Origin of the sequence: Kitasatospora sp. NBC_01246 (assembly GCF_036226505.1) — a bacterium.
Lineage (GTDB): Bacteria > Actinomycetota > Actinomycetes > Streptomycetales > Streptomycetaceae > Kitasatospora.
Genome location: NZ_CP108484.1, coordinates 1772001 through 1798110 on the forward strand (window position 1 = coordinate 1772001; position 26110 = coordinate 1798110).

The 26110-nt window shown below is 74.4% G+C and carries 21 protein-coding genes; 7 read left to right on the forward strand and 14 right to left on the reverse strand.

The genetic code is table 11. From position 1 onward, the window contains the following. Positions 1-191 precede the first annotated feature (191 nt). A complete protein-coding gene (locus OG618_RS07570; RefSeq protein ID WP_329486506.1) occupies positions 192-4928 on the forward strand; it encodes a LamG-like jellyroll fold domain-containing protein in 4737 nt (1578 codons plus the stop codon). Positions 4929-5031: 103 nt separating this feature from the next. On the opposite strand, the gene OG618_RS07575 is transcribed toward OG618_RS07570, so the two are convergent. Genes OG618_RS07575 through OG618_RS07585 form a run of 3 tightly spaced genes read right to left on the reverse strand, consistent with a single transcriptional unit; the run spans position 5032 to position 7153 of the window. Continuing rightward, entirely contained in the window at positions 5032-6114 is a 1083-nt protein-coding gene (locus OG618_RS07575; RefSeq protein ID WP_329486507.1) for a serine hydrolase domain-containing protein, read from the reverse strand. Between the two features lie 58 nt (positions 6115-6172). Beyond that, complete coding sequence (locus OG618_RS07580) at positions 6173-6712, reverse strand: GNAT family N-acetyltransferase (RefSeq protein WP_329486508.1); 540 nt, start codon at positions 6710-6712, stop codon at positions 6173-6175. A gap of 24 nt (positions 6713-6736) precedes the next feature. After that, positions 6737-7153 (reverse strand): ankyrin repeat domain-containing protein, encoded by a 417-nt coding sequence (locus OG618_RS07585; protein WP_329486509.1) that lies wholly within the window; start codon positions 7151-7153, stop codon positions 6737-6739. A gap of 429 nt (positions 7154-7582) precedes the next feature. On the opposite strand from OG618_RS07585, the gene OG618_RS07590 reads away from it, so the two are divergent. The 3 genes from OG618_RS07590 to OG618_RS07600 all read left to right on the forward strand — a co-directional run bounded on the left by OG618_RS07590 (position 7583) and on the right by OG618_RS07600 (position 10170). After that, positions 7583-7777, forward strand: coding sequence for a hypothetical protein (locus OG618_RS07590; protein ID WP_327674940.1), 195 nt, complete (start codon positions 7583-7585; stop codon positions 7775-7777). 115 nt (positions 7778-7892) lie between these two features. After that, positions 7893-9515: a hypothetical protein gene (locus OG618_RS07595; protein ID WP_329486511.1), complete on the forward strand. Its 1623-nt coding sequence runs from the start codon at positions 7893-7895 to the stop codon at positions 9513-9515. A 280-nt stretch (positions 9516-9795) separates the two neighbouring features. Then, on the forward strand, positions 9796-10170 hold the full coding sequence (locus tag OG618_RS07600) for an RNA polymerase-binding protein RbpA (protein ID WP_030396357.1): 375 nt from the start codon (positions 9796-9798) through the stop codon (positions 10168-10170). 127 nt (positions 10171-10297) lie between these two features. Here the strand turns inward: OG618_RS07600 and fxsA are convergent, their stop codons facing one another. The 5 genes from fxsA to OG618_RS07625 all read right to left on the reverse strand — a co-directional run bounded on the left by fxsA (position 10298) and on the right by OG618_RS07625 (position 15462). Then, entirely contained in the window at positions 10298-10867 is a 570-nt protein-coding gene (gene fxsA, locus OG618_RS07605; protein WP_329486512.1) for an FxsA family membrane protein, read from the reverse strand. A 145-nt stretch (positions 10868-11012) separates the two neighbouring features. Then, complete coding sequence (gene lnt, locus OG618_RS07610; protein WP_329486513.1) at positions 11013-12656, reverse strand: apolipoprotein N-acyltransferase; 1644 nt, start codon at positions 12654-12656, stop codon at positions 11013-11015. Between the two features lie 170 nt (positions 12657-12826). Further along, positions 12827-13282, reverse strand: a complete 456-nt coding sequence (locus OG618_RS07615) for an N-acetyltransferase (protein WP_329486514.1) — start codon at positions 13280-13282, stop codon at positions 12827-12829. Positions 13283-13325: 43 nt separating this feature from the next. Further along, a complete protein-coding gene (locus OG618_RS07620) occupies positions 13326-14990 on the reverse strand; it encodes an amidohydrolase (RefSeq protein WP_329486515.1) in 1665 nt (554 codons plus the stop codon). A 31-nt stretch (positions 14991-15021) separates the two neighbouring features. Further along, positions 15022-15462: an Lrp/AsnC family transcriptional regulator gene (locus OG618_RS07625; protein ID WP_329486516.1), complete on the reverse strand. Its 441-nt coding sequence runs from the start codon at positions 15460-15462 to the stop codon at positions 15022-15024. 229 nt (positions 15463-15691) lie between these two features. On the opposite strand from OG618_RS07625, the gene OG618_RS07630 reads away from it, so the two are divergent. Next, entirely contained in the window at positions 15692-16144 is a 453-nt protein-coding gene (locus OG618_RS07630; protein ID WP_329486517.1) for a hypothetical protein, read from the forward strand. 127 nt (positions 16145-16271) lie between these two features. On the opposite strand, the gene OG618_RS07635 is transcribed toward OG618_RS07630, so the two are convergent. Further along, a complete protein-coding gene (locus OG618_RS07635) occupies positions 16272-17435 on the reverse strand; it encodes an acyl-CoA dehydrogenase family protein (RefSeq protein ID WP_329486518.1) in 1164 nt (387 codons plus the stop codon). Between the two features lie 353 nt (positions 17436-17788). Here OG618_RS07635 and OG618_RS07640 point away from each other — a divergent pair, with 353 nt between their 5' ends. Both OG618_RS07640 and OG618_RS07645 read left to right on the forward strand, forming a co-directional pair. After that, on the forward strand, positions 17789-18346 hold the full coding sequence (locus OG618_RS07640) for a uridine kinase family protein (RefSeq protein ID WP_329492034.1): 558 nt from the start codon (positions 17789-17791) through the stop codon (positions 18344-18346). Positions 18347-18774: 428 nt separating this feature from the next. Beyond that, positions 18775-20865: an AAA family ATPase gene (locus tag OG618_RS07645; protein WP_329492035.1), complete on the forward strand. Its 2091-nt coding sequence runs from the start codon at positions 18775-18777 to the stop codon at positions 20863-20865. A 31-nt stretch (positions 20866-20896) separates the two neighbouring features. On the opposite strand, the gene OG618_RS07650 is transcribed toward OG618_RS07645, so the two are convergent. From OG618_RS07650 to hisG, 5 genes are all read right to left on the reverse strand, one after another. Next, positions 20897-21880 carry an NAD-dependent epimerase/dehydratase family protein gene (locus OG618_RS07650; RefSeq protein ID WP_329486519.1) on the reverse strand — a complete coding sequence of 328 codons (984 nt, stop codon included), beginning with the start codon at positions 21878-21880 and terminating at the stop codon, positions 20897-20899. Positions 21881-21989: 109 nt separating this feature from the next. Further along, the gene (locus OG618_RS07655; protein ID WP_329486520.1) at positions 21990-23033 is read right to left on the reverse strand and encodes a hemolysin family protein; all 1044 of its coding nucleotides are present in this window, start codon (positions 23031-23033) and stop codon (positions 21990-21992) included. Next, positions 23030-24373, reverse strand: a complete 1344-nt coding sequence (locus OG618_RS07660) for a hemolysin family protein (RefSeq protein ID WP_329486521.1) — start codon at positions 24371-24373, stop codon at positions 23030-23032. Before OG618_RS07660 ends, OG618_RS07655 begins: the two co-directional genes overlap by 4 nt. A 296-nt stretch (positions 24374-24669) precedes the next feature. Beyond that, on the reverse strand, positions 24670-25104 hold the full coding sequence (locus OG618_RS07665; RefSeq protein WP_329486522.1) for a PH domain-containing protein: 435 nt from the start codon (positions 25102-25104) through the stop codon (positions 24670-24672). Positions 25105-25240: 136 nt separating this feature from the next. Continuing rightward, positions 25241-26089 (reverse strand): ATP phosphoribosyltransferase, encoded by an 849-nt coding sequence (hisG, locus tag OG618_RS07670; protein ID WP_329486523.1) that lies wholly within the window; start codon positions 26087-26089, stop codon positions 25241-25243. Positions 26090-26110: the final 21 nt, after the last annotated feature.

Here is a 26110-nt window from a genome sequence, read left to right on the forward strand (position 1 = left end):
GGTCGCGGGCACCAGACACATTCGAAGGATCTTTCGTGGGGGAAAACACCCGCGTCCCACGCGGTGGGACGCGATCGCCAGGACGTCGGCTCGCGCTGACGGCGGCGCTCGCCGGCCTGATACTCGGCACCGCCGGCCCGGCCCTGGCCGATGACCGGCCCGCGGACCGGCCCGCCGTCTCCGACTCACCGATGAGGGCGGCCTCCGAACGCGCGAAGAAGGAGCGGAAGCCGGTCGCGGTCGAGGAGTTGACCTCCGAGACGACCCAGACGGTGGCCAACGCGGACGGCACCTTCACGCTGACCGACCACGTCCAGCCGGTCCGGGTGAAGCGCGACGGCTCCTGGTCGGCCGTGGACGCGACCCTGGGGAGGAACGGCGACGGCACCTTCTCGCCGAAGGCCACCCCGGCCGGGCTGGCCCTCTCCGGCGGCGGCTCCGGCCCGCTGGCCACGCTCACCGACGCCAAGGGCCGCCGGCTCTCCGTCACCTTCCCGGTCGCCCTGCCCGCTCCGGCCGTCACGGGTGACAGCGCGACCTACGGCAACGTCCTGCCCGGCGTCGACCTGCGGGTCATCGCCAACGACCAGGGCGGCCTGCGCGAGGTCCTGGTCGTCCACGACGCCACGGCCGCCGCCGACCCGGCGCTGAAGTCCCTGAAGCTCGCGGTCGCCACCAGCGACGGGCTGACCGTGGCCGCCGACGAGAACGGCTCCGTCACCGCGCGGACCACCGACGGGACGACGGCGTTCACCGCGCCGACCCCGGTCATGTGGGACTCGTCGACCACCGCCGGTACGGTCGCGGCGCGGCCCGCCCAGGCACCCGCCCCGGCGGCGCGCAAGGGCGAGCTCAGGTCGGCCCGCGTCGACGAGGCGCCGCCCGCCGCGCCCGCCCCCACCCGCTCCACCGAACGCGAGCCCGGCACCGGCGCGCAGCTCAAGCGGATCGCCGTGACGGCCGAGCCCGGCGCACTGACCCTGGTACCCGACGCCGGGCTGCTGACCGGCCCGGACACCGTGTGGCCGCTGTACATCGACCCCTCGGTCAGCCCGGTGACCAACGGCACCAGCCACTACGCCACGGTCCGGGAGGGCTGCCCCGGCATCGTCGCCTACGACGAGCCGCAGGACAACGGCCAGGGCGCCGGCTACCAGCACTGGAACGACTGCCAGGGCCTGTACCGGTCCTTCTACCAGATCGACACCAGCAACCTGACCGGTGACATGGTGGTCTCCCGGTCGGAGTTCCACATCACCGAGACCTACGGTGCGTCCTTCGACTGCAACCACACCGCGCCGGTGTCCCTGGCCACCGTCAGCGAGCTCGCGACCGACACCAAGTGGTCCAAGCAGCCCTGGGTGACCGGCGACGGGTGGCTCGGCGGCGCGCAGTACCCGAAGAGCTCCAACATCTCGAACCACTGCGGCAACCACGAGGCCGTGTTCAACGTCACCGGCCAGATGCAGAAGCTCGTCGGCCACAACTCCAACTGGACCGTCGGCATCTTCGGCAACGAGACCAAGTCGTCGGGCAACAACGACTTCATGCGGTTCAACACCAATCCGTACGTGGTCACGGTGTTCGACATCGCGCCCAACGCCCCCGACATGATCAGCGTCAGTCCGCAGCCGCACAGCCCGGACAGCAACGGCTGCGACGGCGTGAACATCGGCTGGATCGGCAACTCCGGCACCACCGGCAGCGCCTCCAACATCACCCTGAACGCCCGGCTCTCCACCAAGATGAGCGGTGTCAACCTCCAGGCCATGGCGCACGTCTGGGACAACATGTCCAACGACGGCGGTGGCAACCCGGCCAGCAAGTCCTGGCCGTGGAGCGCGTCGGTGAGCAACTGGGGCACCGTCTACGACAACGTCGGCTTCACCGTCGAGGACGGCCACCAGTACGGCTGGAACATGATCGCCAGCGACGGCACCCTGACCGGCCCCAGCTCCCCCTACTGCTACTTCAACGTCGACCTGACCCCGCCGAGCATCCCGACGGTCGCCGACAACGCGGCCTTCCCGCCGCTCGGCAGCGACCGGACGCCCACCGGCCACGCCGGCGCCACCGGGGCCAAGGTGCGGGTCACCGCCAACGACCCGGTGCCGGGCGGCTGCACCCGCGGCAGCTGCGTCAGCAGCGGGATCGACCGGTTCGAGTACTCGCTGGACGCCAACATCCCCGGCGGCGGCCCGTCCGTCCCCGCCGTCCAGGCGGCCGGCGGCACCGCGACCGCGGACGTCCCGATCAGTGTGAGCAGCGCCCAGTGGGGCACCCACACGCTGTTCGTGCGCGCCGTCGACAAGGCCGGCAACACCCAGGGCACCGTCGCCCAGTACAGCTTCTTCGCCCCGTTCGACCCCAGCGCCAAGGTGGCCCCGGGCGACCTGAACGGCGACGGGGTCCCGGACCTCGCCGCCACCACGACCGCCGGCGACCTGGTGCGCGTCCCGGGTGGCGGCTCCACCGAGGACCTCGAAACCATCTCCACCCCGGCGACCAGCCCGGACGGCACCGGCTGGAACAACTACCTGGTCGCCCACCGCGGCACCCTCACCGCGGCCATGGCCGACGACCTGTTCGCCTATCAGAAGACGACCCACAAGCTGTACCTGTACCAGAACGACGCCAACACGGCGGGCGGCACCACGGGCCACTTCACGCTGACCCAGAACGTCGTCCCCCTCAACAACTCCGCGGGCTGCCCCGCCAAGGGCTCGGACGGCACCTGGAACAAGGTCACCCAGATCCTGGCACCCGGCAAGCTCGCCCAGATGGCCGACGTACCGGACCTGGTGACGGTCGACAACGCGGAGCTCTGGTACTTCCCGGGTACCTACCAGGCGGGCTGCAACCTCGCCGCGGGCGTGAAGATCGGCACCGGTGACTGGTCCCGCACCACCCTGCTCGCACCGGGCACGGTGAACGGCGTCCCCACCCTGTGGGCCCGCGAGAACGCCACCGGCGCCGTCAGCAGCTTCCCGCTGACCTTCGACGGCAACGGCGTCCCGACCACCCGGATCACCGCTCCGACCAGGGCCCCGCTGACCTCCGGCGTGCTCGACACCGCCGGTAAGAACATGTGCCTGGACATCAACGGCTCGAACACCGCCAACGGCACACCGGCGCAGATGTACAGCTGCAACACCACCGACGCGCAGAGCGCCGCCCTCGGCACCGACAGCAGCGTCCACCTGCTGGGCAAGTGCCTCGACGTGAGCCGCGGCGGCCTCGACAACGGCAGCCCGGTCCAGCTCTGGGACTGCAACGGCACCGGCGCCCAGAAGTGGGTCCCCGGTCCGTTCGCCGGCTCGCTGCTCAACCCGCAGTCCGGCCGGTGCCTGGCCGACCCCGCGGCGTCCAACACGCCCAGGACCCAGCTGATCCTCTGGGACTGCCTGACCGACCACGCCGAGCAGGTCTGGGCCGCGACCACCACGGGCAAGGCCCTGCCGCCGGCCCAGCCGGTCCTCCCGACCGGCCTCGGCGACCGGCTGGCCCCGACCGTGGCCTCCCCCGGTGACGTCGACGGCGACGGCAACCCCGACCTGTACGGGACGTCCGCCACCGGCACCGTCACCCGGCTCCCGGGCGCCCGGACGCCGGCCGCCCAGGCGGCCGACCGCTGGAGGCTGACCGACACCACCGACAGCCGGCGGGCCAACGACCTGACCGTGGCCGGCGGAGCGGCCGTCGGCCCCGACGCCACCCGGGGCACGGTCCTGAACCTGCCCGGCGGCACCGGCTACGCGGTCAGTGCCAGCGGCTCCGTCGACACGCGCAAGAGCTACACCGTCTCCGCCTGGGTCAAGCCCGGCGACCTGGCCAACACCTCCGTGTTCGTCAGCCAGGGCGGCACCAACAACGTCGGCCTCCAGCTGTACTACTCCGCCTGGGCGCACGCCTTCGCGTTCGGCCGCAACGTCGACGACTCGGCCGTCGACACCTTCAACGCCGTCTACGGCCCGACCACCGGCGGCCTCAGCCCCAGGCTCAACACCTGGACCCACCTGACCGGGGTCTACGACGCCGGCACCAAGCAGCTCCAGCTCTTCGTCAACGGCGCCGCGGCCGGTGCCGCGGCCTACGCCGGCACCGAGTGGAACGCCACCGGGCCGGTCCAGATCGGCCGGCGGGTCCTGGCCGGCGGGTACGCCCAGTACGCGACCGGCTCGGTCGGCGACGTCGTGATCGTCCCGTCCGCGCTGCCTGCCACCGCCGCCGCGGCGCTGGCCACCGACACCGCCCAGTTCGACGCCCCGGTGCTGCTCGGCGACGTCCACCGGCCCACCGACCGGTGGAGGCTCACGAACTCCGCCGACGAGATCCGGCCGGCCAACAGCCTCACCGTCTCGGGCTCGGCCTCGTTCGTCAACGACACCACCCGCGGCACCGTCCTCGGCCTGTCCGGCGCCACCGACGCGCTGGCCACCACCGGCGGCCCGGTCGTCGACACCGCCAGGAGCTACTCCGTCTCGGCCTGGGCCTACCTGACCGGGACGAACGACTACGCGACCGTGGCGGCCCAGTCGGGTACCAGCGTGAGCGCCTTCTACCTGCAGTACTCGAAGGCCTTCAACGCCTGGACGTTCGTCTCGCCGTCCGGCGACTCGACCGGACCGGCCTCCTACCCGGCCGCGTTCGCGAGCACGCCGCCGGCCCTCAACACCTGGACCCACCTGGTCGCCACCTACGACGCGCCCGGCCAGACCATGAGCCTGTACGTCAACGGCAAGCTCGCGGCCACCGCCGTCAACTCCACTCCGTGGGCCTCCACCGGCCCCCTGACCATCGGCTCGGCCAAGAACGGGAACAGCTTCCCCGGCCGGATCAGCGACGTCCAGACCTGGACCAGCGCGCTCTCCCCGGCCGCCGTCGCCTCGCTCGACTCGGAGCAGCCCGTGCTGACCCAGCTCGTCTGACCCAGCTCGTCCGACCCGCTGGGCCGGTCCATGACGTCGGCCTCCGGGACCCGCCAACGGTCCCGGAGGCCGACGTTGTGCTGTGTGGCGCCCCTGCGGACGGCTAGCCGAAGACCGCCCGGCGGAAGGCGTTGCGCAGGTCGGTGAGGGGCTGGGTCTCGCGGCTGTAGTGCACCTTGTTGGTGAGCAGCAGCGCCCAGCGGCCGAGCCGGCGGGAGACCCAGATCCCGGTGCCGGTGAAGCCGTAGTGGACGAAGGTGCCGTCGGCGGGGTCGGTGCCGGGGGCGCAGAGCCAGGACAGGCCGCGCGCGGGGGCGAGTCCGCCGGTCTGTTCGCGCAGCGACTCGGCGATCCAGGGTCCGGCCCAGGGCAGCGCGGCCGGCGGGTCGACCAGGGCGGTGAGGAAGCGTTCGAGGTCGCGGGCGGTGGAGAAGGCGCCCGCGTTGCCGCAGACGCCGCCGAGCAGCCGGGCCGAGGGGTCGTGCACCACCCCGCGCAGCGGGGCGCCGACGGCCCGGTCGTACTCGGTGGGTGCGGTGCGGGCGGCCGACGCCGGACCGAGCGGGCCGAAGCGGGTGTCGGTCATGCCGAGCGGGCGCCAGACCTGCCGTTCGGCGAGCGCGTCGAGCGGGGCGCCGGCCAGGTCCTCGACCAGGTGGCCCAGCAGCACGGCGGCACGGTCGGTGTACTCGACGGCGGTGCCGGGCGGGCGGTGCAGCGGGGCGGCGACGACGCCGGCCCGGATCGCCGCCCGGTCCCGGCCGTAGCGCTGCTCGAACTCCGTGCGCAGCGGCAGTCCCGCCGTGTGGGCGAGGAGTTGACGGGCCGTCACGCGCCCCGTCGGCTGCCCCGCGGCCGGCGGCCAGTAGTCGCCGAGCGGGCGGTCGAGCGGGAGCCGGCCGGCCTGCCGGAGCGCGCCCGCACACGGCCAGAGGGCGACGATCTTCGTGAGGCTGGCGAGGTCGAAGAGCGTGTCGGGCCCCATCTCCAGCCCCTCGTACGGGCCTTGGCCGAGCACCCCGACGGAGCCCCGGCCCCGCCCGCCGGCGGCGTCGCCGACGGCCCAGACGCCGCCCGTGCCGACCCGGCGCAGCCCCGCCTCCACCAATCGCTCCAACTCGCCACCGGGGGCGCCGAGCACGGCCGGCGGGTCGGGGGCCGCGGCCCGTACCGGCTGCTCGTCCACGCCTGCCCCCGCCCGCTCGGCCACCGGTCCGCCCGGAGCCTACCCAGCGGGCGGGCGGTCAGACGGCGGGCACGCCGCCGAACTCCTTGCCGAGGCAGATGCTCTGCGGGTGGTCGCGGTAGATGCCGAACTTCTGGATCGGGTCGTAGCCCTCGGATCCGTAGAGCGCGACCGCCTCGGGCTGCTCGGTCCCGGTCTCCAGCACGAACCTGGTCCGGCCGGCCTCGGCGGCGGTCTGCTCCAGGCGGCGCAGCACCGTCCGCGCGAGGCCGCGCCCGCGGGCCCGGGGGACGACGAACATCCGCTTCAGCTCGGCGTCGCCGTCGCGCAGGCCGTGCGGGCCGGCCTGCTTGGCGCGCCAGCCGCCGCAGGCCACCGGCCGGCCGTCGAGGTAGGCGATCAGGAACAGACCGGCCGGCGCCTCGAAGTCGTCGGGGTGCAGCTCGGTGAGGTCGCCCTCGCCGTAGCGGCGGACGTACTCCTCCTGCACCTCCGCCGAGAGGCGCTGGGCGTCCGGGTGGCCGTAGCCGGTGACGCGGATCTCGATGATGTCGCCCTTGCCGTCCCGCAGCTCGGCGGTCCCCGTGATGCTCTCCATGGTTGAAAAGCCTACGACCTCGGGTCAGCGGCCCTCGAACCGGGCGACCAGCTCCTCCTTGCCGAACATCCGGGCGGTGTCGACGGCGGACGGCGTACCGGCCGTCGGGTCGGCGCCGCCCGCCAGCAGGGCGGTCAGCACGTCCTCGGCGCCCTTGAAGACGGCGCCGGCCAGCGGGGTCTGGCCGCGGTCGTTGGCCCGGTTCGGGTCGGCGCCGCGCGCCACCAGGGCGGTGACGGTGGCGGCGTGCCCGTGGTACGCGGCGAGCATCAGCAGGGTGTCGCCGCGGTCGTTGGTCAGGTTGGCGGGCGCGCCGGCGTCGACGTAGGCGGCGAGGGTGTCGGTGTCACCGGCCCGGGCCGCGTCGAAGAGCTTCCCGGCCAGCTCGATCACCTCGGAGTCCGGGGCGTCGGCGGGCTGCTGGCTGGCGGCGTCGGTCATGGCGGGCCTCTCCTGGGCGTTCTCGGGCACCCCGGGCCTCGCCCGGGAGCTTCTCGGTCTGTCGGTCGCGCGTACCGCACCGTAGCGGCCCGGCGCGCGGACGATCCAGCGCGCGTCCGGACTTCGGACGCCGGCCGGACCGCGGCATTCCCCCGCACGACACACGGGCGGGAAGGTTTCGCCGCCGTTCGAGCGAACTTCCCGGCCCCCTCGGTGCCTTCCCGGCCACCCGCCGGGAATGCCTCGCCGCGCCGGTACACGGGGCCGCCGGGCCCCGTTCCGGGCGGTTCGCATACCTCCCCCCGGCGCCCATCCGGGTATTGGCCGAGAAGACCACCCATTTGCACCGTTCCATCATCTATTACTTTTTGTCACGATTAAGGCACATTCCGTGACACTGTCCCTGTCCCCCTCCCCGAGGAGCAGAGCGTGATCCTCTCGATTTCCGGCATCGTCCTGTTCGGCACCATCGCCTTTCTCTTCTTCCGCAGGGACGGACTAAAGGTCTCCCACGCGATCGTCTGCGCCCTGCTCGGCTTCTACATCGCCGGCTCCTCGATCGCTCCGAGCATCACCGCGGGCGGCGCCAGCCTGGCCAGCCTGCTCGGCGGCCTCAAGTTCTAGCGCGGCCACTCCCCCGTACGGGCCCGGGCGCGGATCCCACCGCCCCCGGGCCCCGTCGTACACCCGACGCCGACCCCCTGAACCCGACCGTCCCACTCGCCCGGGGAGCCAAGGAATGCCGCTCAACCGCCACTTCAGCAAGGGCCGCGACCTCGCCCGCACGGCCGGCGACCACGCCTCCGACATGTTCGCGCCGCTGACCGTCATCGGGCGCGGGATGCGCCACCACGTCGCCTGGGCCAAGAGCCGCTGGCAGGCGACCCCGAAGGACCGGCGCGGACCGACGGTCTTCCTGGTCGCCGCCATGCTGCTCGGCATCTACCTGCTGCCGCACGGGCTGCTGTTCGCCCTGGTGGCCCTGATGGCCAGCGCCGCCTGGAACGGCCGCTCCCCCAAGGCCGCGGCGGGGCCGCCCGAGCCGGACGTCGTCGACGTCAAGCTCGCCGCCCTGTACGCCGCGCTGACCCCGTACCTGGCCTCACCGGACGACCTCAGCCCGCTCTACCACCACGAGGGCGGCTACAAGGACGTCTTCGGCTCCTGGGAGTTCGACGCCGAGGGGCGGCTCTCCCGGCTGGAGCTGGTCTACCCGGCCTACTTCACCGACACCGAGCCCGCCGCCCGGGCCCGGATCGAGCAGGTCGTCCAGGGCAAGGCCGGCCGCGCCCGGGAGTACCGCTTCGACTGGGACGAGGAGTCCAACCGGCTGCGGATCGCCGCCCTGGCCCCGCTGCCCACGGACATCGCGGCCCAGCGCTTCGTGACCACCCCCGGCGAGATCGTGCTGGGCTTCACCGACGAGGCCGGCAGCGCCCGGACCATCCCGGTGGGCCAGGGCGGCGCCGTCACCCAGCAGCCGCCGGTGGTCTGGCGCACCGGTCCCCGCTCGGGCGAGCCGCACCTGCTGGCGCTCGGCGTGACCGGCTACGGCACCTCCAGCCTGATCCGGTCGATCGCGCTCCAGGCGCTGCCCCACGGCGACCTGGTGGTGATCGACGGCGCCGGCACCGGCGAGCACGCCTGCCTGGTCAGCCGGCCCGGCGTGCACACCGTGGAGACCAGCCTGCACGGCGCGCTGGCCGCGCTGGAGTGGGTCGCCCGGGAGACCGAGCGCCGGTTGACCGCGTTGAACGCCGCCCGGCACGCGGGGGCGGCCGCGCCCGAGGACGTCACCCGGCCGCTCTGGCTGCTGCTCGACCACCCGACCGAGCTGAGCGAGCTGGCCCACGCCGAGGGCCGGCCGGACCCGCAGGACCTGCTGGAGCTCCCGCTGCGGCACGGCCGGGCCGCCCGGGTCACCGTCGTGTTCGCCGACGACATCGAGGCCCGGGACCGGATCACCCCGACCGTGCGGGCCACCACCCGGGCCCGTGTCCTGCTCGGCCCGACCGGCCCCGAGGAGTCCTACGGCACGCTCGGCGCGCCGCTGGACATCGTGCCCGCCGCGCACGCCCCGGCCGGCCGCGGCTACGCCCGGATCGGCACCGGCACACCGGTCCGCCTCCAGGTGCCGGCCACCGTCGACCCGCTGGACGAGGAGGCCCCGGCCCAGCTGCGCGAGGCGGTGATCGCCCTGCTCCCGCACCGCGACACCCGGACCGAGGCGGCCGCTCCGGTCGACGTCCCGCCGCGCCCGGCCGGCCCGCCGCCGGTACCGGTGGCCGAGCCGGTCCAGCAGCCGCAGGCGGTCGACCTGGGCAAGGAGCACGCGCCCCTGCGGTTCCGTCCACTGGCCTGAAAGGGGCCCGCCGGGGCGGGGCGACGTAGGGCGGCGGATCCCGTCCCGGTACGCTCGTGGTGGAAAGGCCGACCGATCACCAGATGTGAAATAGCTGACACCTGGGGTGATATCCACGGCCAGATGTGACAAATCGGGCGCCGGTGGGTACAAACAGGGGCGGCACGACAGACGACGCATGTCCCGGGACGGGAATCTTCGTCGGAAGCCGAGCGTTGACCGAACGACGAAGAACAGCGACCACTAGTCCTGTGGGCCATAAGCCCGGGAGGCACGATTCATGAGCGAGCGAGCTCTCCGCGGCACGCGACTCGGGGCCACTAGCTACGAGACCGACCGTGGTATCGATCTGGCTCCCCGCCAGACCGTCGAGTACGCATGTCAGAACGGACACCGATTCGAGGTTCCTTTCTCGGTCGAGGCGGAGATCCCCTCGGCCTGGGAATGCCGCTTCTGCGGCCAGGAGGCAGTACTCCTCGACGGTGACGAGCCTGAGGAGAAGAAGACCAAGCCCACGCGTACCCATTGGGACATGCTGATGGAGCGCCGCACGCGCGAGGAGCTGGAGGAGGTGCTGGCCGAGCGGCTGGCCGTACTCCGCTCCGGAGGGATGAACCTCGCGGTACACCCGCGGGACACCCGCAAGAGCGCCTGACCCGTTTCCCGCCCCGGCGGGAGCACGCGAAAAGGGACCCTGGCCCCCAGGGTCCCTTTCGCATGTCCGGGTCCTTCGACGGCGGCCGCCCCGGGCGCTGATGCCCCGGGGCGGCCGCCGTCGCCGGTCAGCCCTTCAGCGGCGGACGGTAGGTGGTGTCCGGGCCCTGCGGGCCGGCGCCCGGCTCGACCACCTCGCCCTGGATCACCTTGCCGTCCGGGCGGTGGATGCGCAGCTGCTCCTGCAGCCGCACCGCGTCCGCGAGCGGATCGGCCCCGAGGCCGGCGGTGCTGCGCAGCGCCTTGTCCGCGAAGCGGCGCCCGGCGGCCCGCCAGAGCGCCCGGGTCGGCGGGAGGAGCAGGGTCAGCGCGAGCGCGTCCGAGAGGAAGCCCGGCAGCATCAGCAGCAGGCCGGCCAGCACGGTGAGGCTGGTGCCGGTCTGCGGCTGCTGCGACTTCGGGTCCCGGCTCTGGTCGATCGCCGCGGACAGCGCCTTCAGCCCCGCGCGCTTGATCAGCGAACCGCCGATCAAGGCCCCGGCGATCAGCAGCAGCACGACGGTCAGGCCGCCCAGCCACGAGCCCACCTGGACCAGCAGCCAGATCTCCAGCACCAGCCAGGCGGTGACCACCAACGGCAGCACCCGGCGGAGCTTTCCGCGCCGGGCCTGAGGGGCAGGGGTAGCTTGCTGGGTCACGGTACGAATCCACTCCATAGCGGTGCTCTGCGCGCCGCACGGGAGATCCGGGCCGGCTACGGCACCACCTGGTCCAACGACCAGCCGCCGGCCGGTGTTCCACCGCCGCCCGGGCCGACGGGCCCGCCGACCGGCCGCGCCGGGGTCAGGAGGCCGCCGGGCCGGAGGGCTCGGAGGCGGCCGGGCGGGTCACCCGGCGGCGGCCGATCAGCAGGGCCGCGCCGCAGGCCAGCAGGCCCGCGACGGCCAGCGTCCACTCGGGCGCGACGCCCACCCGGTCCGCCACCGTGGTGCCGTCGCGCAGCGGGACGACGGCGGACAGCTCGGCGGCGGTCAGCTCCTCGGTGCGCTGCTGCACCGAGCCGTCGGGGGCGATCACCGCGCTGATCCCGCTGGTGGCGGCGATCAGCACGGCCCGGCCGTGCTCGACGGCACGCAGCCGGGACATCGCGAGCTGCTGCTCGGGCTGGCCGGTCTTCGCGTAGGTCGCGTTGTTGGTCTGGACGACGAGCACCCGGGCGCCCTTGTCCACGGTGTCGCGGACGATCTCGTCGTACGCCACCTCGAAGCAGATGACGTCGCCGATCTTCGCCGGGCCCAGCTGCATGACGCCGTTGTGGTCGCCGGGGTAGAAGTCGCGGGCGACCCGCTGCAGCCGGGTGATCACCTTCATCAGCTGGTCGCGGAACGGCACGTACTCGCCGAACGGGACGGGGTGCTGCTTGGTGTAGGAGGCGCCCGGACCGGTCTTCGGGTCCCAGACGATGCCCTCGTTCTGGACGTGCCGCTCGTCCGGCCCGTCCACCAGGGTGCCGACCAGGGTGGGTACGCCGACCGCCTTCACGGCGTCGTCGATGCGCCGGTAGGCCAGCGGGTCGCTGAACGGGTCGAGGTCGGAGGAGTTCTCCGGCCAGATCACCACGTCCGGCTTCTCCACCCGGCCGGCCTCGATGTCGGCGGCGAGCTTCTCGGTGGCGGCGGCGTGGTTGTTCAGCACCATCATCGGCCGGCCGAGGAAGTCCATCCCCGGGTTGGGCACGTTGCCCTGGATCAGGGCGACCTTGACGGTGTCGGCGGGCGCGGTGGGCACCGGGACCAGATAACCGGCCAGCAGGGCCGCGACGGCGCCCAGCGCGGCCAGCGCGGCGGCCCGGGGCGCCCGGCGGGGCCCGCGCAGCCGCAGCGCCGCCCAGGCCAGCAGGGCGCCGGCCAGCGCGACGGCGAAGGTCACCAGCGGGGCGCCGCCGATCGCGGCGAGCGGGGTGAACGGGGTGGCGGTGTTGGCGAACGCGAGGCGGCCCCAGGGGAAGCCGCCGAGCGGCAGCCGGTCACGGGCCCACTCCTGGGTGATCCAGAGGCAGGCCGCCCAGAGCGGCCAGCCGGGCAGCCGGGAGGTGAGCGCCAGGCCGGAGCCGAGGGCCGCCAGGAAGAGCGCCTCGATCACCGAGAGGCCGACGGTGGCGTCCCAGCCGACCACCCGCAGCCAGCTGAGCAGCAGCAGGAAGAACGGCAGCCCGAAGGCGAAGCCCGTCCAGGCGGCCTGCCGGACGGTGCGGCCGAGGGTGAGCAGCGAGAGCGCGGCGACGCCCACCAGTGAGAGCGGCCAGAGGTCGAACGGCGGGAAGGCCAGCGCGAGGAGCAGCCCGGCGAGGACGGCCAGGCCGGTGCGGGGCAGTCCGGCGCGCACCTTGGCGACGGCGCGGGCGGCCCGGCCGGGGGCGGGGGCGTCGGACGTCACGGACGCCTCGGGGAGGGCGTCCGACCGCTCCTGTGTGACGTGGAGTGCCACCGGCGCACCATCTTCCTGGTCGGGCTGTCCGCGCTTGGCTGTCCGTTGGCGCGTTCTTCACCGCCCGTTGAGTTCGGACGCTGTGCGAAAGACGGTACCCCGGAACCGGCCCCGCGCGTGAGGCCGGGTGGCCCGCCGAGCAGCGGGTTCCCGGCCCTGGTGGGGCGGTGTCAGCGCGGGCTGTAGCGGACCGTGCGCAGCGGCCAGTCGGCGGCGAGCCAGGCGGCCACCGCGCGGTACAACGGGGCGTCCAGCTCGGCGCGGTCGGCGCGGACCCAGGAGCTGACCGTCGTGGTGGCCGGGTCCTCGTGGTCCGGGTAGATGTACACGCAGCCGACGACGTCACCGCCGGGGTTCGCCAGCACGGTGTAGGTGAAGCCGCGGCGGTGCTCGAAGTCGGCGGCGTGCCGGCGCAGGTCGGCCAGGTTGCGCTCCGGCGTCATGCCCTCGGCGGGCGGCCAGCTGCCGGTCCAGCCCGGGGTGGCGTGGATGTGGTCGATGCTCGACGTCCAGGCCGCGAGGTCGGAGTCGTTGTGCTGCTCGCCGAGGGGCTCCAGGCGGAACCCCTCGGCGGCGAGGGTGCGGGGGACGACGAAGCCGGCGGGTACCAGCGGATGATCACTCATGCCGGTCAACCTACGCAGCGCGGGCCGCCCCGGTCACCCGGACCTACCGCGGGGCCGCCCGCTCCGCCACCGCCCGGTGGACGGTCCGGCCCCGGACCACGGTGCGCAGGCAGACCGGCAGCGGACGGCCCGGGGTGAGGTCGGGCAGCCCGGGGGTGCCGGAGCGCGGGTCGGTGGACCAGCCGGCCACCCGGGAGTCGGGGGCCTGGACCACGAGCTCGTCGGCGGCCCAGACCGCGTAGCTGGCGATCGCGCCGGGGACGAGCACGCCGTCCTGGTCGCGGCCGATCGCCCGCCAGCCGCCCCGGGTGTGGGCGGTGAAGGCGGCGCGGGCCGAGATCCGGTGGTCGAGGGTCCGGTGGAAGGCCGCCGCACGGACGGTGCCCCAGGGATCGAGCGGGGTGACCGGGGCGTCCGAGCCGAAGGCCAGCGGGACGCCGGCCCGCAGCAGCGCGGCGAACGGGTTGAGCGCGGCGGCGCGCTCGGCGCCGAGCCGCTGGACGTACATGCCGTCCGGGCCGCCCCAGGCGGCGTCGAAGGCGGGCTGCACGGAGGCGGTGAGGCCGAGTTCGGCGAAGGCCGCGACGGACGCCCCGTCCAGTGCCTCGGCGTGCTCCACGCGGTGGCGCAGCGCCCTGACGCGGTCGGCGCCGACCCGCTCGCCGGCCGCCCGGACGCCGGCGAGGACGGCGCCCACGGCGGCGTCGCCGATGGCGTGGAAGCCGGCCTGCAGCCCGGCCTCGGTGCAGGCGGCGACGTGGTCGGCGACCTGCTCGGCGCTCAGGTAGGAGGTGCCGGTGTGGTCGGCGTCGGCGTAGGGGCTGTGCAGGCAGGCGGTGTGCGAGCCGATCGCGCCGTCGACGAAGAGGTCGCCGCCGGCGCCCACCGCGCCGAGCCGGCGGGCCGTCTCGACGCCGCCCAGCTCGCCCCAGTAGCCGAACACCTCGGGCCCCTCGCCGTCGGCGGCGAGGTCCAGCAGCGCGGCGAGGTCCTGCTCCGAGGAGATCTCCGGGCCGGCGCACTCGTGCAGCGCGCCGATGCCGAGCTCGGCGGCCCGGGCCAGCGTCGCGCGCTGGGCACGCCGGCGCTGCTCGGGGGTGAGGTGCGCGAGCGCGGTCCGGCGCACGGCGTGGTGGGCGTCGCGGGTGAGCGGGCCGTCGGCGGAGAAGCCGGGCCGGTCGGCGAGGCCGGCGGTGAGCGCGCGCAGCGCGGTGGTGGCCAGCGCGGAGTGCACGTCGGTGCGGGAGAGGTAGAGCGCGGCGCCGCCGGCGGCCGCGTCCAGCTCGGCGAGCGTCGGCGGTCGGCCCTCGGGCCAGCCGGTCTCGTCCCAGCCGTGCCCGATGAGCACGCCGCCCGGCTCGGGGCGGTCGGCCGCGAAGGCGGCGAGGGCCTCCAGCGCGGCGGCGAGCGAGGGCAGGCCGGTGAGGTCCAGACCGGTGAGCGCCAGACCGGTGGCGGTGGCGTGCACGTGGGCGTCGACGAAGGCGGGGGTGACCAGGGCGCCGTCGAGCTCGACGATCTCGTCCGCGGCGTCGGCGTACGCCTCGGCCGCGCCGTCGCTGCCGACCCAGGCGACGTGCTCGCCCTCGACGAGCATCGCGGTGGCGAAGGGGTCGGCGGGGCTGTAGACGGCGCCGCCGCGCAGCAGGACGGTTCGTGGGCCCCTCTGGCCCGAGGGCGGGCCGGGAGGGAGGGTGCGTTCGGTCATGACGCCAAGTCTGCACCTCCCGGAGGGGCGGTCAGAGCTTCGGGGGCCTCGCCTCGTAGGGCGTCGAGAGCACGACGGTGGTGCGGGTGGAGACGCCGGCCGCGCTGCGGATCCGGGCCAGCAGGTCCTCCAGGTCGCCGGGGGCGCCGACGCGGACCTTGAGGATGTAGTTCTCGTCCCCGGCGACGCTGTGGCAGGCCTCGATCTCGGGCAGCCCGGCGAGCCTCTCCGGGGTGTCGTCCGGGGCGCTGGGGTCGAAGGGCTTGACCGAGATGAAGGCGGTCAGCGCCAGCTCGACCGCGTCGGGGTCGACGATGGCGGTGTAGCCGCGGATCACACCGCGCTGCTCCAGACGGCGCACCCGCTGGTGCACCGCCGAGGTGGACAGGCCGGTGGCCTTGCCCAGGTCCGTGTAGCTCATCCGGCCGTCCTCCAGGAGCAGCTGAACGATGCGTTGGTCGAGATCCTCCACAAGGCGCAAACCTACCCGGTCGGGGGCGCGCGCGGCGCCACAGCGGGCGCGCACGGTGTCACTCGCGGCCGCGCCGGGTGCCGGGCGGGCACATGCCGGGCGAATGTGGCGAAGGACACACCCGGTGCATCACAGTGCACCGGCCTGCAGGATTATGAGTCCGCGTCGGCGGGAAGTGCTGGTTGTGGCCCCGGGCGACCACGCCGGGCCCGATCCGAGGGGGATCACCATGCGTGCAACTGACCGGCACTCGCTGAGCGCCGACGACACCCACGATATGACCGGCCGCGAGGATCTCGCGGTCCCCCACGAGCCGTCGGCGGGGGTCGATCCGGGCGAGGGCGAGACCTGGGACATCGTCCGGGTGCACTGCCCGGAGTGCCGCCGTCCGATCGCCCTGGTGGGCGACGAGGAGCGGCTGCCGCAGCACGCCGTGCTGCCGACCGCCTGGCACCCCTTCTCGCCCGCGCTCTGCCCGGGCTCGGGAGCGCCGACGGACGACCTGGCGGAGGTGGAGTCGGCGGAGGACGCCGGGACCGCCGGTCTGGAGGCGCTGCTCGCCCTCCCGTCCGAACTCGACTGGCGCACCCAGCCGTTCTCCCACGCCGTGGCGCACCGCCCGGTGCGGACGGCGCCCGCGCCGGCCATCCCGCAGCAGCGCAGCCGGCTCGTCCGGCACTGACGGCCGCTCCCGTCCCGGGGGTTGACCGGCCGTCAGCCGACGGCCGGTCCCGACCACCGGGGCGGGAGACGCCTCCGGGCGCCACTCCGCACCCTGGAGTGACGCCCGGAGGCCGTTTCGGGGGCCGTCAGCCGGAGGTGAGGTGGCGGCCGATCACCAGGCGCTGGATCTGGTTGGTGCCCTCGACGATCTGCAGCACCTTGGCCTCGCGCATGTAGCGCTCGGCCGGGAAGTCCTGGGTGTAGCCGTAGCCGCCGAGGACCTGGACGGCGTCGGTGGTGACCCGCATCGCCGCGTCGGTGCAGAACAGCTTGGCCATCGCCGCCTGCTTGGAGAACGGCCGGCCGGCGTCGCGCAGCCGGGCGGCGGCCAGGTAGAGCGAGCGCCCGGCCTCGATCTGGGTGGCCATGTCCGCGAGCATGAAGGACAGGCCCTGGAACTCGGCGATCGGCCGGCCGAACTGGCGGCGGGTACCGGCGTACTCGACCGCGAGGTCGAGCGCGGCCTGGGCGACGCCGATCGCGCAGGCGGCGATGCCGAGCCGGCCGGAGTCCAGGGCGGCGAGCGCGATCTGGAAGCCCTGGCCCTCGCTGCCGATCAGCCGGCCGCGCTCGACCCGGGCGCCGTCGAAGTGCAGCTGCGCGGTCGGCGAGGACCGCATGCCCATCTTGTGCTCCGGCGGCGCGGCCGACAGACCGGCCACCCCGGCGGGCACCAGCAGGCAGCTGATGCCGCGCGCGCCCGGCTCGCCGGTGCGCACCAGGGCGCTGTAGAAGTCGGCCTCCCCGCCGTGGGTGATCCACGCCTTGGTGCCGCTGACCACGTACTCCTCGCCGTCCAGGTCGGCGCGGGTGCGCAGCGCGGCGGCGTCCGAGCCGGACTGCGGCTCGGAGAGGCAGTAGGCGCCGAGCTGCTCACCGGAGAGCATGCCGGGCAGCCAGGCGGCGCGCTGCTCGTCGCTGCCGAAACCGGCCAGGGCGTGGCAGGAGAGGGTGTGCACGCTGACCCCGAGGCCGACCGCCAGCCAGCCGCCCGCGAGCTCCTCCAGGACCTGGAGGTAGACCTCGTAGGGCTGGTCGCCGCCGCCGTACTTCTCCTCGTAGGGGAGGGAGAGCAGACCGGCCTCGCCGAGGGTGCGGAACACCTCGCGCGGGAAGCGGCCGGCGGCCTCGTCCTCCGCCGCGCGCGGCTGGATCTCGCGCTGGACCAGCTCCCGGGTGAGGCTCAGCAGTTCGCGGGCCTCGTCGGTCGGCAGCTGGCGTTCCACGGCGTTCGCTGGGGACGGGGTCATGGCGGCTGGTCGCCTCCTCGTTCGGGCACCGGGCCCTGGTGTGGCGGGCCCGACGCGGGTGTGGCACGTCGGGCCGACCGGCACCGGGTTACGGTGAACGGCCGTTCACATGCGTGGCGAAGTGAGTATGCCCGATCCCGGCGCTGCCGTCACGACCTGCACGGAATCACTGTCCGTCCTGGCGTACGGGCCCCCGTAGGGTTGCCGATGTGGCCTCTTCCGAAACGTCCAGCACCCCTTCCGGCGCCCCGCCGGCCGCCCCCGCGGCCGGCGGGGCGCCGGACGCGCCCGGCCGGCCCGGATCGCCCGCCGCGGCCGAGGGCCTCCCCGACCTCGCCGGCCTCGCCGCCGGGCTGCGCGCGCTGGCACCCTCCTGCGGCCCGGTCCGGCTGGTCGCGGTGGACGGGCACGCCGGCTCCGGCAAGACCACCTTCACCGGCCGGCTGGCCGCCGCGCTCGGGGGTGCGCCGGTGGTCCACCTGGACGACCTGGCCACCCATGCCGAGCCCTTCGGCTGGACGGAGCGGTTGCGCACCCAGGTGCTCGACCCGCTGGCCGCCGGCCGGGACGCGGCGTACCGGGTGTACGACTGGACGCTGGGGCGCTTCGCCGGCACCGCGGTGGTGCCGCTCGCCCCGGTGGTGCTGATCGAGGGCGTCGGCGCCGGCCGGCGGGCGGTCCGGCCCCGGCTGGCGCGGCTGATCTGGATGGAGCTGGCCGCCGAGGACGCCCGGCGGCGCGGGGAGGAGCGGGACGGTCCGGCCCTGGCGGAGTTCTGGGCGGGCTGGGCGCGGGCGGAGTCGGCGCACTTCGCCGCCGACCCCAGCCGCCCGTACGCGGCAACCGTCGTCGACGGAGTGACCGGGCGGATCGCACCGAGCACCGTCGGTGAACCTTCAACAAGCCCTTGACCTGCGGTGTCACCAGGACTTAGGTTCTCCTCAGTTGCCGAGGTTGTTGATCGCGCAACATCGGACTCGGCATCCCCGGCTTGTTCCCCCGTGAGCCGGGGGTGCCGTCCCCCTCCCGCCGCCCGGACCCCGCCCGACCGGGGCCGAGGCCCGGCCGGATCGCACCGGCGCCCAATCCCCGCGCGCGCGATCGTATTTGACTCCGCACGGCACTCTTCCGGATCAGCGCCGCGCCGGTACGATTCCTGGAGGCGCATATGCGCCCCGGGGGCTATCGACGACCGGCCGGCTTCTCCGCACCTCGAATGGCCGACCGAGCCCCAGGCACACCGCGGGGGGCGTGAGTGACGACGGTGGACAGTTCCGACGGCAACAACACGGGCGGCCCGGCTCCGAACCGGCTCGCCGACCGCGCCTGGCTGCGTGCCATGGACGCCTACACGGCGGGCGCGTACGCCCGCGCGGAGGAGGAGTTCCGCGCGGCCGTGCGGCTCGATCCGGGGATGGCCGACGCCTGGCTCGGCCTGCACGCCCTGCGCAGCGACACCTCCGGGGCGCTGCTCGCGATGTACCGCCACCGGACGCGGTTCGGCGAGCAGCGCCGGCTCCACCGGCGCCCGCTCAGTTCCTGGTACTGGCTGGGCTGGTGGGTGCAGCCCGTCCTGGAGGACAGCCGCGACCTGGCGCTCGCGCACGCCTCGCACTGGCTGGACGGCCGCCATCTCGCCGAACTGGACAGGGCGTTGGAGCAGTGCCCGGTCCCGGAGGAGGACCCGTCCGCGCGCTTCCTGCACGCGTGCCGGTCCTACCTCCTCAAGGACTGGGAACAGCTGATCCGGGACACCGACCGGCTGCTGGACGACCAGCTGCTGGGCATCGAGGCCGGGCTCTTCGCGGGCATGGCGCGGGTCCGGCTGGACATGTGCGCCCAGGCGCAGGCCCCGCTCGCCGCCTCGCTGGCCCGCTGCCGCTCCGAGCAGCCGCAGCGCAAGGAGCTGCGGTACTGGCTCGCCCGGGCCTACGAGGGCGCCGGGCGCAGCGCCGCCGCGCTGCCGCTCTACCGGGCGGTGCACCGGGCCGATCCGGCCTTCATGGACACCGCGACCCGGCTCGCCGCGATCTCCGCCGAGGACGGCGTGGTCGACGCGCTGCTGGACGCGGTGGGCGGCCTCGGCCGTGAGGGCGGGAAGCCCTCGGGCGGCGACGAGGCGTTCGACGCGCTGTCGCTGGGCCTGGACACGGTGGGCGCCGAGGAGGCCGGGCTGGACGACGCGGCGCTGGAGGCCTCGGGGTGCGAGGCCCCGGGCCTCGAAGCCGCCGGGTACCCGGGCGAGGCCTACCCCGGTGAGGCCCTCTCCGGCGAGACCTACCCCGGTGAGCCCTACCAGGCCGCGCCCTGTTCCGGCGAGCCGTACCGGACCGAGCCCGGCCAGAGCGAGGCGTACCCCGCCGGGGCCTTCCCGGCCGGGACCGGTGGGCCGGGCGCGCAGGAGCCGCCGGGGGCGGGCGCGGCCACCGACCGGGAGGCCGGACCGGCGCTGCCCGCCGGTGAGCGCTCCGGCGCGCCGCTGCCCCCCGCCGGCTCCGGGCCCGCCGTGCCGGTCCGCGGCGAGGCGCCGCCCAGACCCGCGGGCGGCCACCCGGCCGCCGGACGCGACGGCGACGAGCGGGAGCTGGACGCGGCGCTGGCCGAACTCTCCCGGATGGTCGGCCTGGAGCCGGTCAAGCGCCAGGTCCGGGCGCTCTCCGCGCAGTTGCGGATGTCCCGGCTGCGGGCGGCGCAGGGCCTGCCGGTGCAGCCGCCCAAGCGCCACTTCGTCTTCTCCGGCCCCTCCGGTACCGGCAAGACCACCGTGGCGCGCATCCTCGGGCGGGTCTTCCACGCCCTCGGGCTGCTCTCGGGGGACCACCTGGTGGAGGCCCAGCGGGCCGACCTGGTGGGCGAGTTCCTCGGCCAGACGGCCGTCAAGGCGAATGAGCTGATCGACTCCGCGCTGGACGGCGTGCTCTTCATCGACGAGGCCTACAGCCTCTCCAACTCCGGCTACAGCAAGGGCGACGCCTACGGAGACGAGGCGCTGCAGGTGCTGCTGAAGCGGGCCGAGGACAACCGCGACCGGCTGGTGGTGATCCTGGCCGGCTACCCGGAGGGCATGAACCGGCTGCTCGCCACCAACCCCGGCCTCAACTCCCGCTTCACCACCCGGGTCGACTTCCCCAGCTACCGCCCCGGCGAACTCACCGCGATCGGCGCCGCGCTGGCCGACCGGGACGGCGACGGCTGGGACGAGGACGCCGCCGAGGAACTGGCCAGCATCTGCATCCACGTGGTCCGCGAGGGATGGATCGACGACCTGGGCAACGGACGGTTCATCCGCACCCTGTACGAGAAGTCCTGCGCCTACCGGGACCTGCGGCTCTCGATGCTGCGCGAGCCGCCCGGGCGCGAGGACCTGGCGACCCTGCGGCTGCCGGACCTCGTGCAGGCGTACGGCGAGCTGATCGACGGCCGGGGCTGAGCCGGCGGAGCGGGTCCGCCGGCTCCGCCGCTCAGCTCCCGAGCACCTTCGCCTCCCGCTCCGCGTCCAGGCCGACCACCGGCCGGTCCGGGCGTTGCGGGGCGGTGCCGCCGATGGACCGCAGCCAGGCCCAGGTGTCGGCGACCGTCTCCGCGACCGGGCGGCAGCGCAGCCCGGCGGCGACCGCCTTGGCCACGTCGGAGCCGTGCACGGTGTCGTGCAGCTCGCCCGGCGGGACCCAGACCGGCAGGTCGCTCCACGGTTCGATGCCGGCCGCCAGGATCCGGTCGGGCTCCGTCCAGCGCAGCTCCGCGTCCGAGCCGGTGGCCCGGACGCAGGCCTCCAGCAGCTCGCCCATGGTGGCGTGCCCCCGCGGGCTGACCAGGTCGTACGCACCGCCGTGGCCGGCCACCAGGGCGTCCAGGGTCCAGACCGCGATGTCCCGGGCGTCGATGTACTGCACCGGCAGGTCGCGCGGGCCGGGGGCGAGCACCGGGCCGCCGCGGGCGATCCGGCCCAGCCACCAGGGCAGCCGGCCGATGTTCTCGTACGGACCGATGATCAGCCCGGCCCGGGCCAGCAGCGCCCGGTCGCCGAAGGCGTCCAGCAGCGCCAGCTCGCCGCCGCGCTTGGCCTGCGGGTAGGCGACCTCGCCGGCGTCCGGCGAGCCCTCGACCAGCGCGGCGCTCTCGTCCGCCCCGGCCGGGGTCGGGTACGCGTACACCGACCGGCTCGACACGTAGGCGTAGCGGCCGACCCGGCCGGCCAGCAGGCGGGCGCTGTCGCGCACCGCCGAGGGCGCGCCGGACCAGGTGTCCACCACCGCGTCCCACTCCCCCTCGGCCAGCGCGGCCAGGCCGTCCTCGGCCCGCCGGTCGCCGTGCAGCGCCCGCACACCGGCCGGCGGCGCGTGCGTCCCCCGGTGGAAGACCGTCACCTCCCACCCGCGCTCCAGCGCCTCCTCGGTCACGGCCCGACCGACGAACTCCGTCCCACCCAGCAGCAGCAGTCTCATACCGACCACCCTGCCGAGCGGACGGCGTTCTGGGAACGGCCGCATGCTCAGAGCAGAATCGCCCAGAGCGGAACCTCGCGGCCCGGGGGGCGGCCGCCGGGACGGGCCGTCAGGCGGCGGAGCGGTGGTCCGGGTCGTGCACCTCGCCGACCAGCTCCTCCACCACGTCCTCCAGCGTCACCACGCCGAGCGTGCGCCCGTCCTGGTCGACCACCGCCGCCAGGTGGCAGGCGGCCCGGCGCATCGCGCCGAGCGCGTCGTCCAGCGGGAGCGTGCCGCGCACCACGGTGATCGGGCGCCAGAGGCGGGCCGGCACCGGCGCCGCCTGGTCGTCGACGTCCAGGATGTCCTTGAGGTGCAGGTAGCCCAGGTAGCCGGCGGCCGGGTCGCCCTCGGTGACCGGGAAGCGCGAGAAGCCGGTGCGCAGCGCCAGCTCCTCGACCTGGGCGGCGGTCACCTTGGTGTCCACGGTGACGAGCTGCTCGGGCTTGAGCAGCACCTCGGTGACCGGGCGGCGGCCCAGCTCCAGGGCGTCCTCCAGACGCTCCTGGCGGCCCTCGTCGAGCAGGCCGGCGTCCCGGGAGTCGACCAGCAGGTACATCAGCTGCTCGGTGGTGAAGACCGACTCGACCTCGTCCTTGGACTCGACCTTGAACAGCCTCAGCACGGCGTTGGCGAAGGCGTTCAGGAAGAAGATCACCGGCGCGAGCCAGCGGGCCAGCCGGTCCAGCGGCGGGCCGAGCCGGAGCGCGGCCTTCTCCGGCCCCGCCAGCGCGAGGTTCTTCGGCACCATCTCGCCCATCACCATGTGCAGGAAGACCACCACGGCCAGCGAGATCCCGTAGGAGAGCGGGTGCATCAGGCCGGCCGGCACGCCGAGGGCGTGGAACGGGCCCTCCAGCAGGTGGGCGATGGTCGGCTCGGCGAGCGCGCCCAGGCCCAGCGAGCAGACGGTGATGCCGAGCTGGGCGGCGGCGAGCATGGCGGAGACGTTGGAGAGCGCGTGCAGCACGGTGCGGGCGCGCTTGTCGCCCGCCTCGGCGAGCGGTTCGATCTGGCTGCGCCGGACGGAGACCACCGCGAACTCGGCGCCGACGAAGAACGCGTTGCCCAGCAGGAGCAGGACGGCGAGGGCCAGTTGGAGCACGGTCATCGGGCGCCGCCCTCGTCGTCACCGGGGCGCGGGCGCCCGCTCGTGCGCTCCACCCGCACCCGGCTGGTGCGGTGGCGGTCCACGGCCTCGACGGTGAACCGCCAGCCGGGCAGCTCGGCCTGCTCGCCCGGGACGGGCAGCCGGCCGAGGAGGTCAGAGACCAGGCCGGCCAGGGTCTCGTAGGGGCCGTCGGGCACGTGCAGGCCGATCGACTCCAGGTGGTCGATCCGGGCCCGGCCGTCGGCGGCCCAGACCGGCAGCCCGTGCAACGGCGGCAGCGGGATCAGTTCGGGGGTGTCGGCGGGGTCGTGCTCGTCCTGCACCTCGCCGACCAGCTCCTCGACGATGTCCTCGACGGTGACCACGCCGGCGGTGCCGCCGTACTCGTCGACCACGATGGCCATCGGCTGGAGCCGGCGCAGCTGGTCCAGCAGGCGCTCGGCGGGGAGCGTCTCGGGCACCAGCAGCGGCGGCACCGCCAGATCGCCGACCCTGACCAGAGCGCGCCGGGCGGGCGGCACCGCGAGGGCGTCCTTGAGCGTGACGGTGCCGGTGACCTCGTCCAGGCTGTCGGTGTAGACCGGGAAGCGGGAGAGGCCGGTGGCCCGGGTGAGGTTGAGCACGTCGGCGGCGCTGGCGTCGCGCTGGAGGGCGGCGACGTCGATCCGCGGCGTCATCACCGACTCGGCGGTGAGGTCGCCGAGGCCGAGGGTGCGCACGAACAGGGTGGCGGACTCCTCGTCCATCACCCCGGCCCGGGCCGAGTGCCGGGCGAGTGAGCCCAGCTCGGCGGGGGTCCGGGCCTGGCCCAGCTCCTCCTGCGGCTCGACGCCGAGGGCGCGGACGGTGCGGTCCGCCGAGCCGTTCAGGAAGCTGATCAGCGGGCGGCAGGCGTGCGAGAAGGCCATGTGCGGGGCGGCCACCGAGCGGGCCACCTGGAGCGGCCGGGAGATCGCCCAGTTCTTCGGGACGAGCTCGCCGATCACCATCTGCACCACGGTGGCCAGCAGCATGCCGACGATCACCGCGACGCCCCGGGCGGCCCCGTCGGGCAGGCCGACGGTGGTGAACACCGGCTTCAGCAGGACGGAGAGGGCCGGCTCGGCGAGCATGCCGACCACCAGCGAGGTGACGGTGATGCCGAGCTGCGCGCCGGAGAGTTCGAACGAGAGGTGCCGCACGGCGCGGACGACCCGGGCTGACCGGGCGTCGCCGGCTTCGGCGGAGCGCTCCACCGCACCCCGCTCCACGGTCACGAAGGCGAACTCGGCGGCCACGAACAGGCCGTTGGCGAGGATCAGCAGGAACGCCGCGAACAGCAGCAGCCAGGCGGTGATCACAGTGCCGCCTGCCTTCCGATACCGGGAAGCCGGGCGGCGCGGGTACTACCGGACGGATCGTCCATGGACGGGGGGAGTCACTCCTCAAGTCGTTTCCGCGCAGGGCCCGCTGTCGGGCGGCGCCGGTCAAATGGCATGGCTTTGCCCTGCTTTTTACCAGCGTAGACGATACCCGTGCGACTGTCGGCCCCCCGTTCGGACCCGCCAGGGGGCGGCGCCGGGCGGACAGGGGTCGGCCCGGGCGGCGTAGGGGGCGGGTAGGGGGCGGGCGAGCCGGGGGTGGTCGGGGCGGCGGATCAGCGGCCGCGGCGCTCGACCAGGTCGCGCAGCGCCCGGGCGTCCGCGATCGCCTGCGCCTTGCCGAGCCCGGACTGGATGCCGACCACGGCCAGCGAGGTGCCGTCGGCCAGGTCGAGGGTCGCCCACGGGTCCCCCTGGCGGAAGTTGACCCGGACGATCTCCGCCCAGGCCAGCCGGCGGCGGCGGACGAAGTTCACCACGGTGATGCCCTCGGTGTCGGCGCTCACCCGGGGCCGGGCCAGCATGAGGCCGACGCCGGCGAACAGCACGCCGCTGAGCACCATCATGAGCCGGTCGTTGAACTGCCAGCTCGCCGGGAGCGCGAGGGCGATCGCGACGAACATCACGACCAGCAGCACGCAGACCGGCAGCAGCACGGCCCGGGTGCGGCGCGGGGCCCAGGTGACGGGGAACTCGGCGGGGCTGGTCACGTGCGGTCTCCGGGGGGTCCAGGCGGGGCGGCACCGGCGGCCGGGTGCCGGCCGTCGACGAAAGGGCGGGGGCGCCGACCGGCGCCCCCGCCCCATTGAACCGCTGTTTAACTCCGCTGCTTCACGCGCGGGGGTGTCAGAGGCGGCAGGCGTGGATGTTCGTCACCAGGATGGCCCGGGCGCCGATGCCCCACAGGTCGTCCATGATCCGCTGGGCCTCCTTGCGGAGCACCATCGAACGGACGGCCACCCAGCCCTCGGTGTGCAGCGGGGAGACGGTCGGCGACTCCAGGCCGGGGGTCAGCGCGACGGCGGCGCCCACGTTCTCGGCACGGATGTCGTAGTCCATCAGGACGTAGCGACGGGCCACCAGCACGCCCTGGAGGCGGCGCAGGAACTGGTCGACGCCCGCGTCCTCCCCCGCGCCCTTCGGGCGGATCACCACGGCGTCCGAGACCAGGATCGGCTCGCCGAAGACCTCCAGCCCGGCGTTGCGCAGGCTGGTGCCGGTCTCCACCACGTCGGCGATCACATCGGCCACGCCCAGCTGCACCGCGGTCTCGACCGCGCCGTCCAGCTTGGTCACGGTGGCCTTGACCCCGTGGTCGGCCAGGTGCTGCTCGACCAGACCGGTGTACGAGGTGGCGATCCGCAGCCCCTCCAGGCCCTGCACGTCCTTCACGTCCACGCCCTCCGGGCGGGCGAAGCGGAAGGTGGAGCCGCCGAACCCGAGGGCCAGCACCTCCTCGGCGTTGGAGTGCGAGTCCAGCAGCAGGTCGCGGCCGGTGATGCCGACGTCCAGCCGGCCGGAGCCGACGTACACCGCGATGTCGCGCGGGCGCAGGAAGAAGAACTCGACCTCGTTGTTCGGGTCGACGAGCACGAGCTCCTTGGGGTCCTTGCGCTGGCGGTAGCCGGCCTCATGGAGCATCTCCGCCGCGGGACCCGAGAGCGAACCCTTGTTGGGGACGGCGATGCGCAGCATGGAAGTCGGTTCCTTACCTGG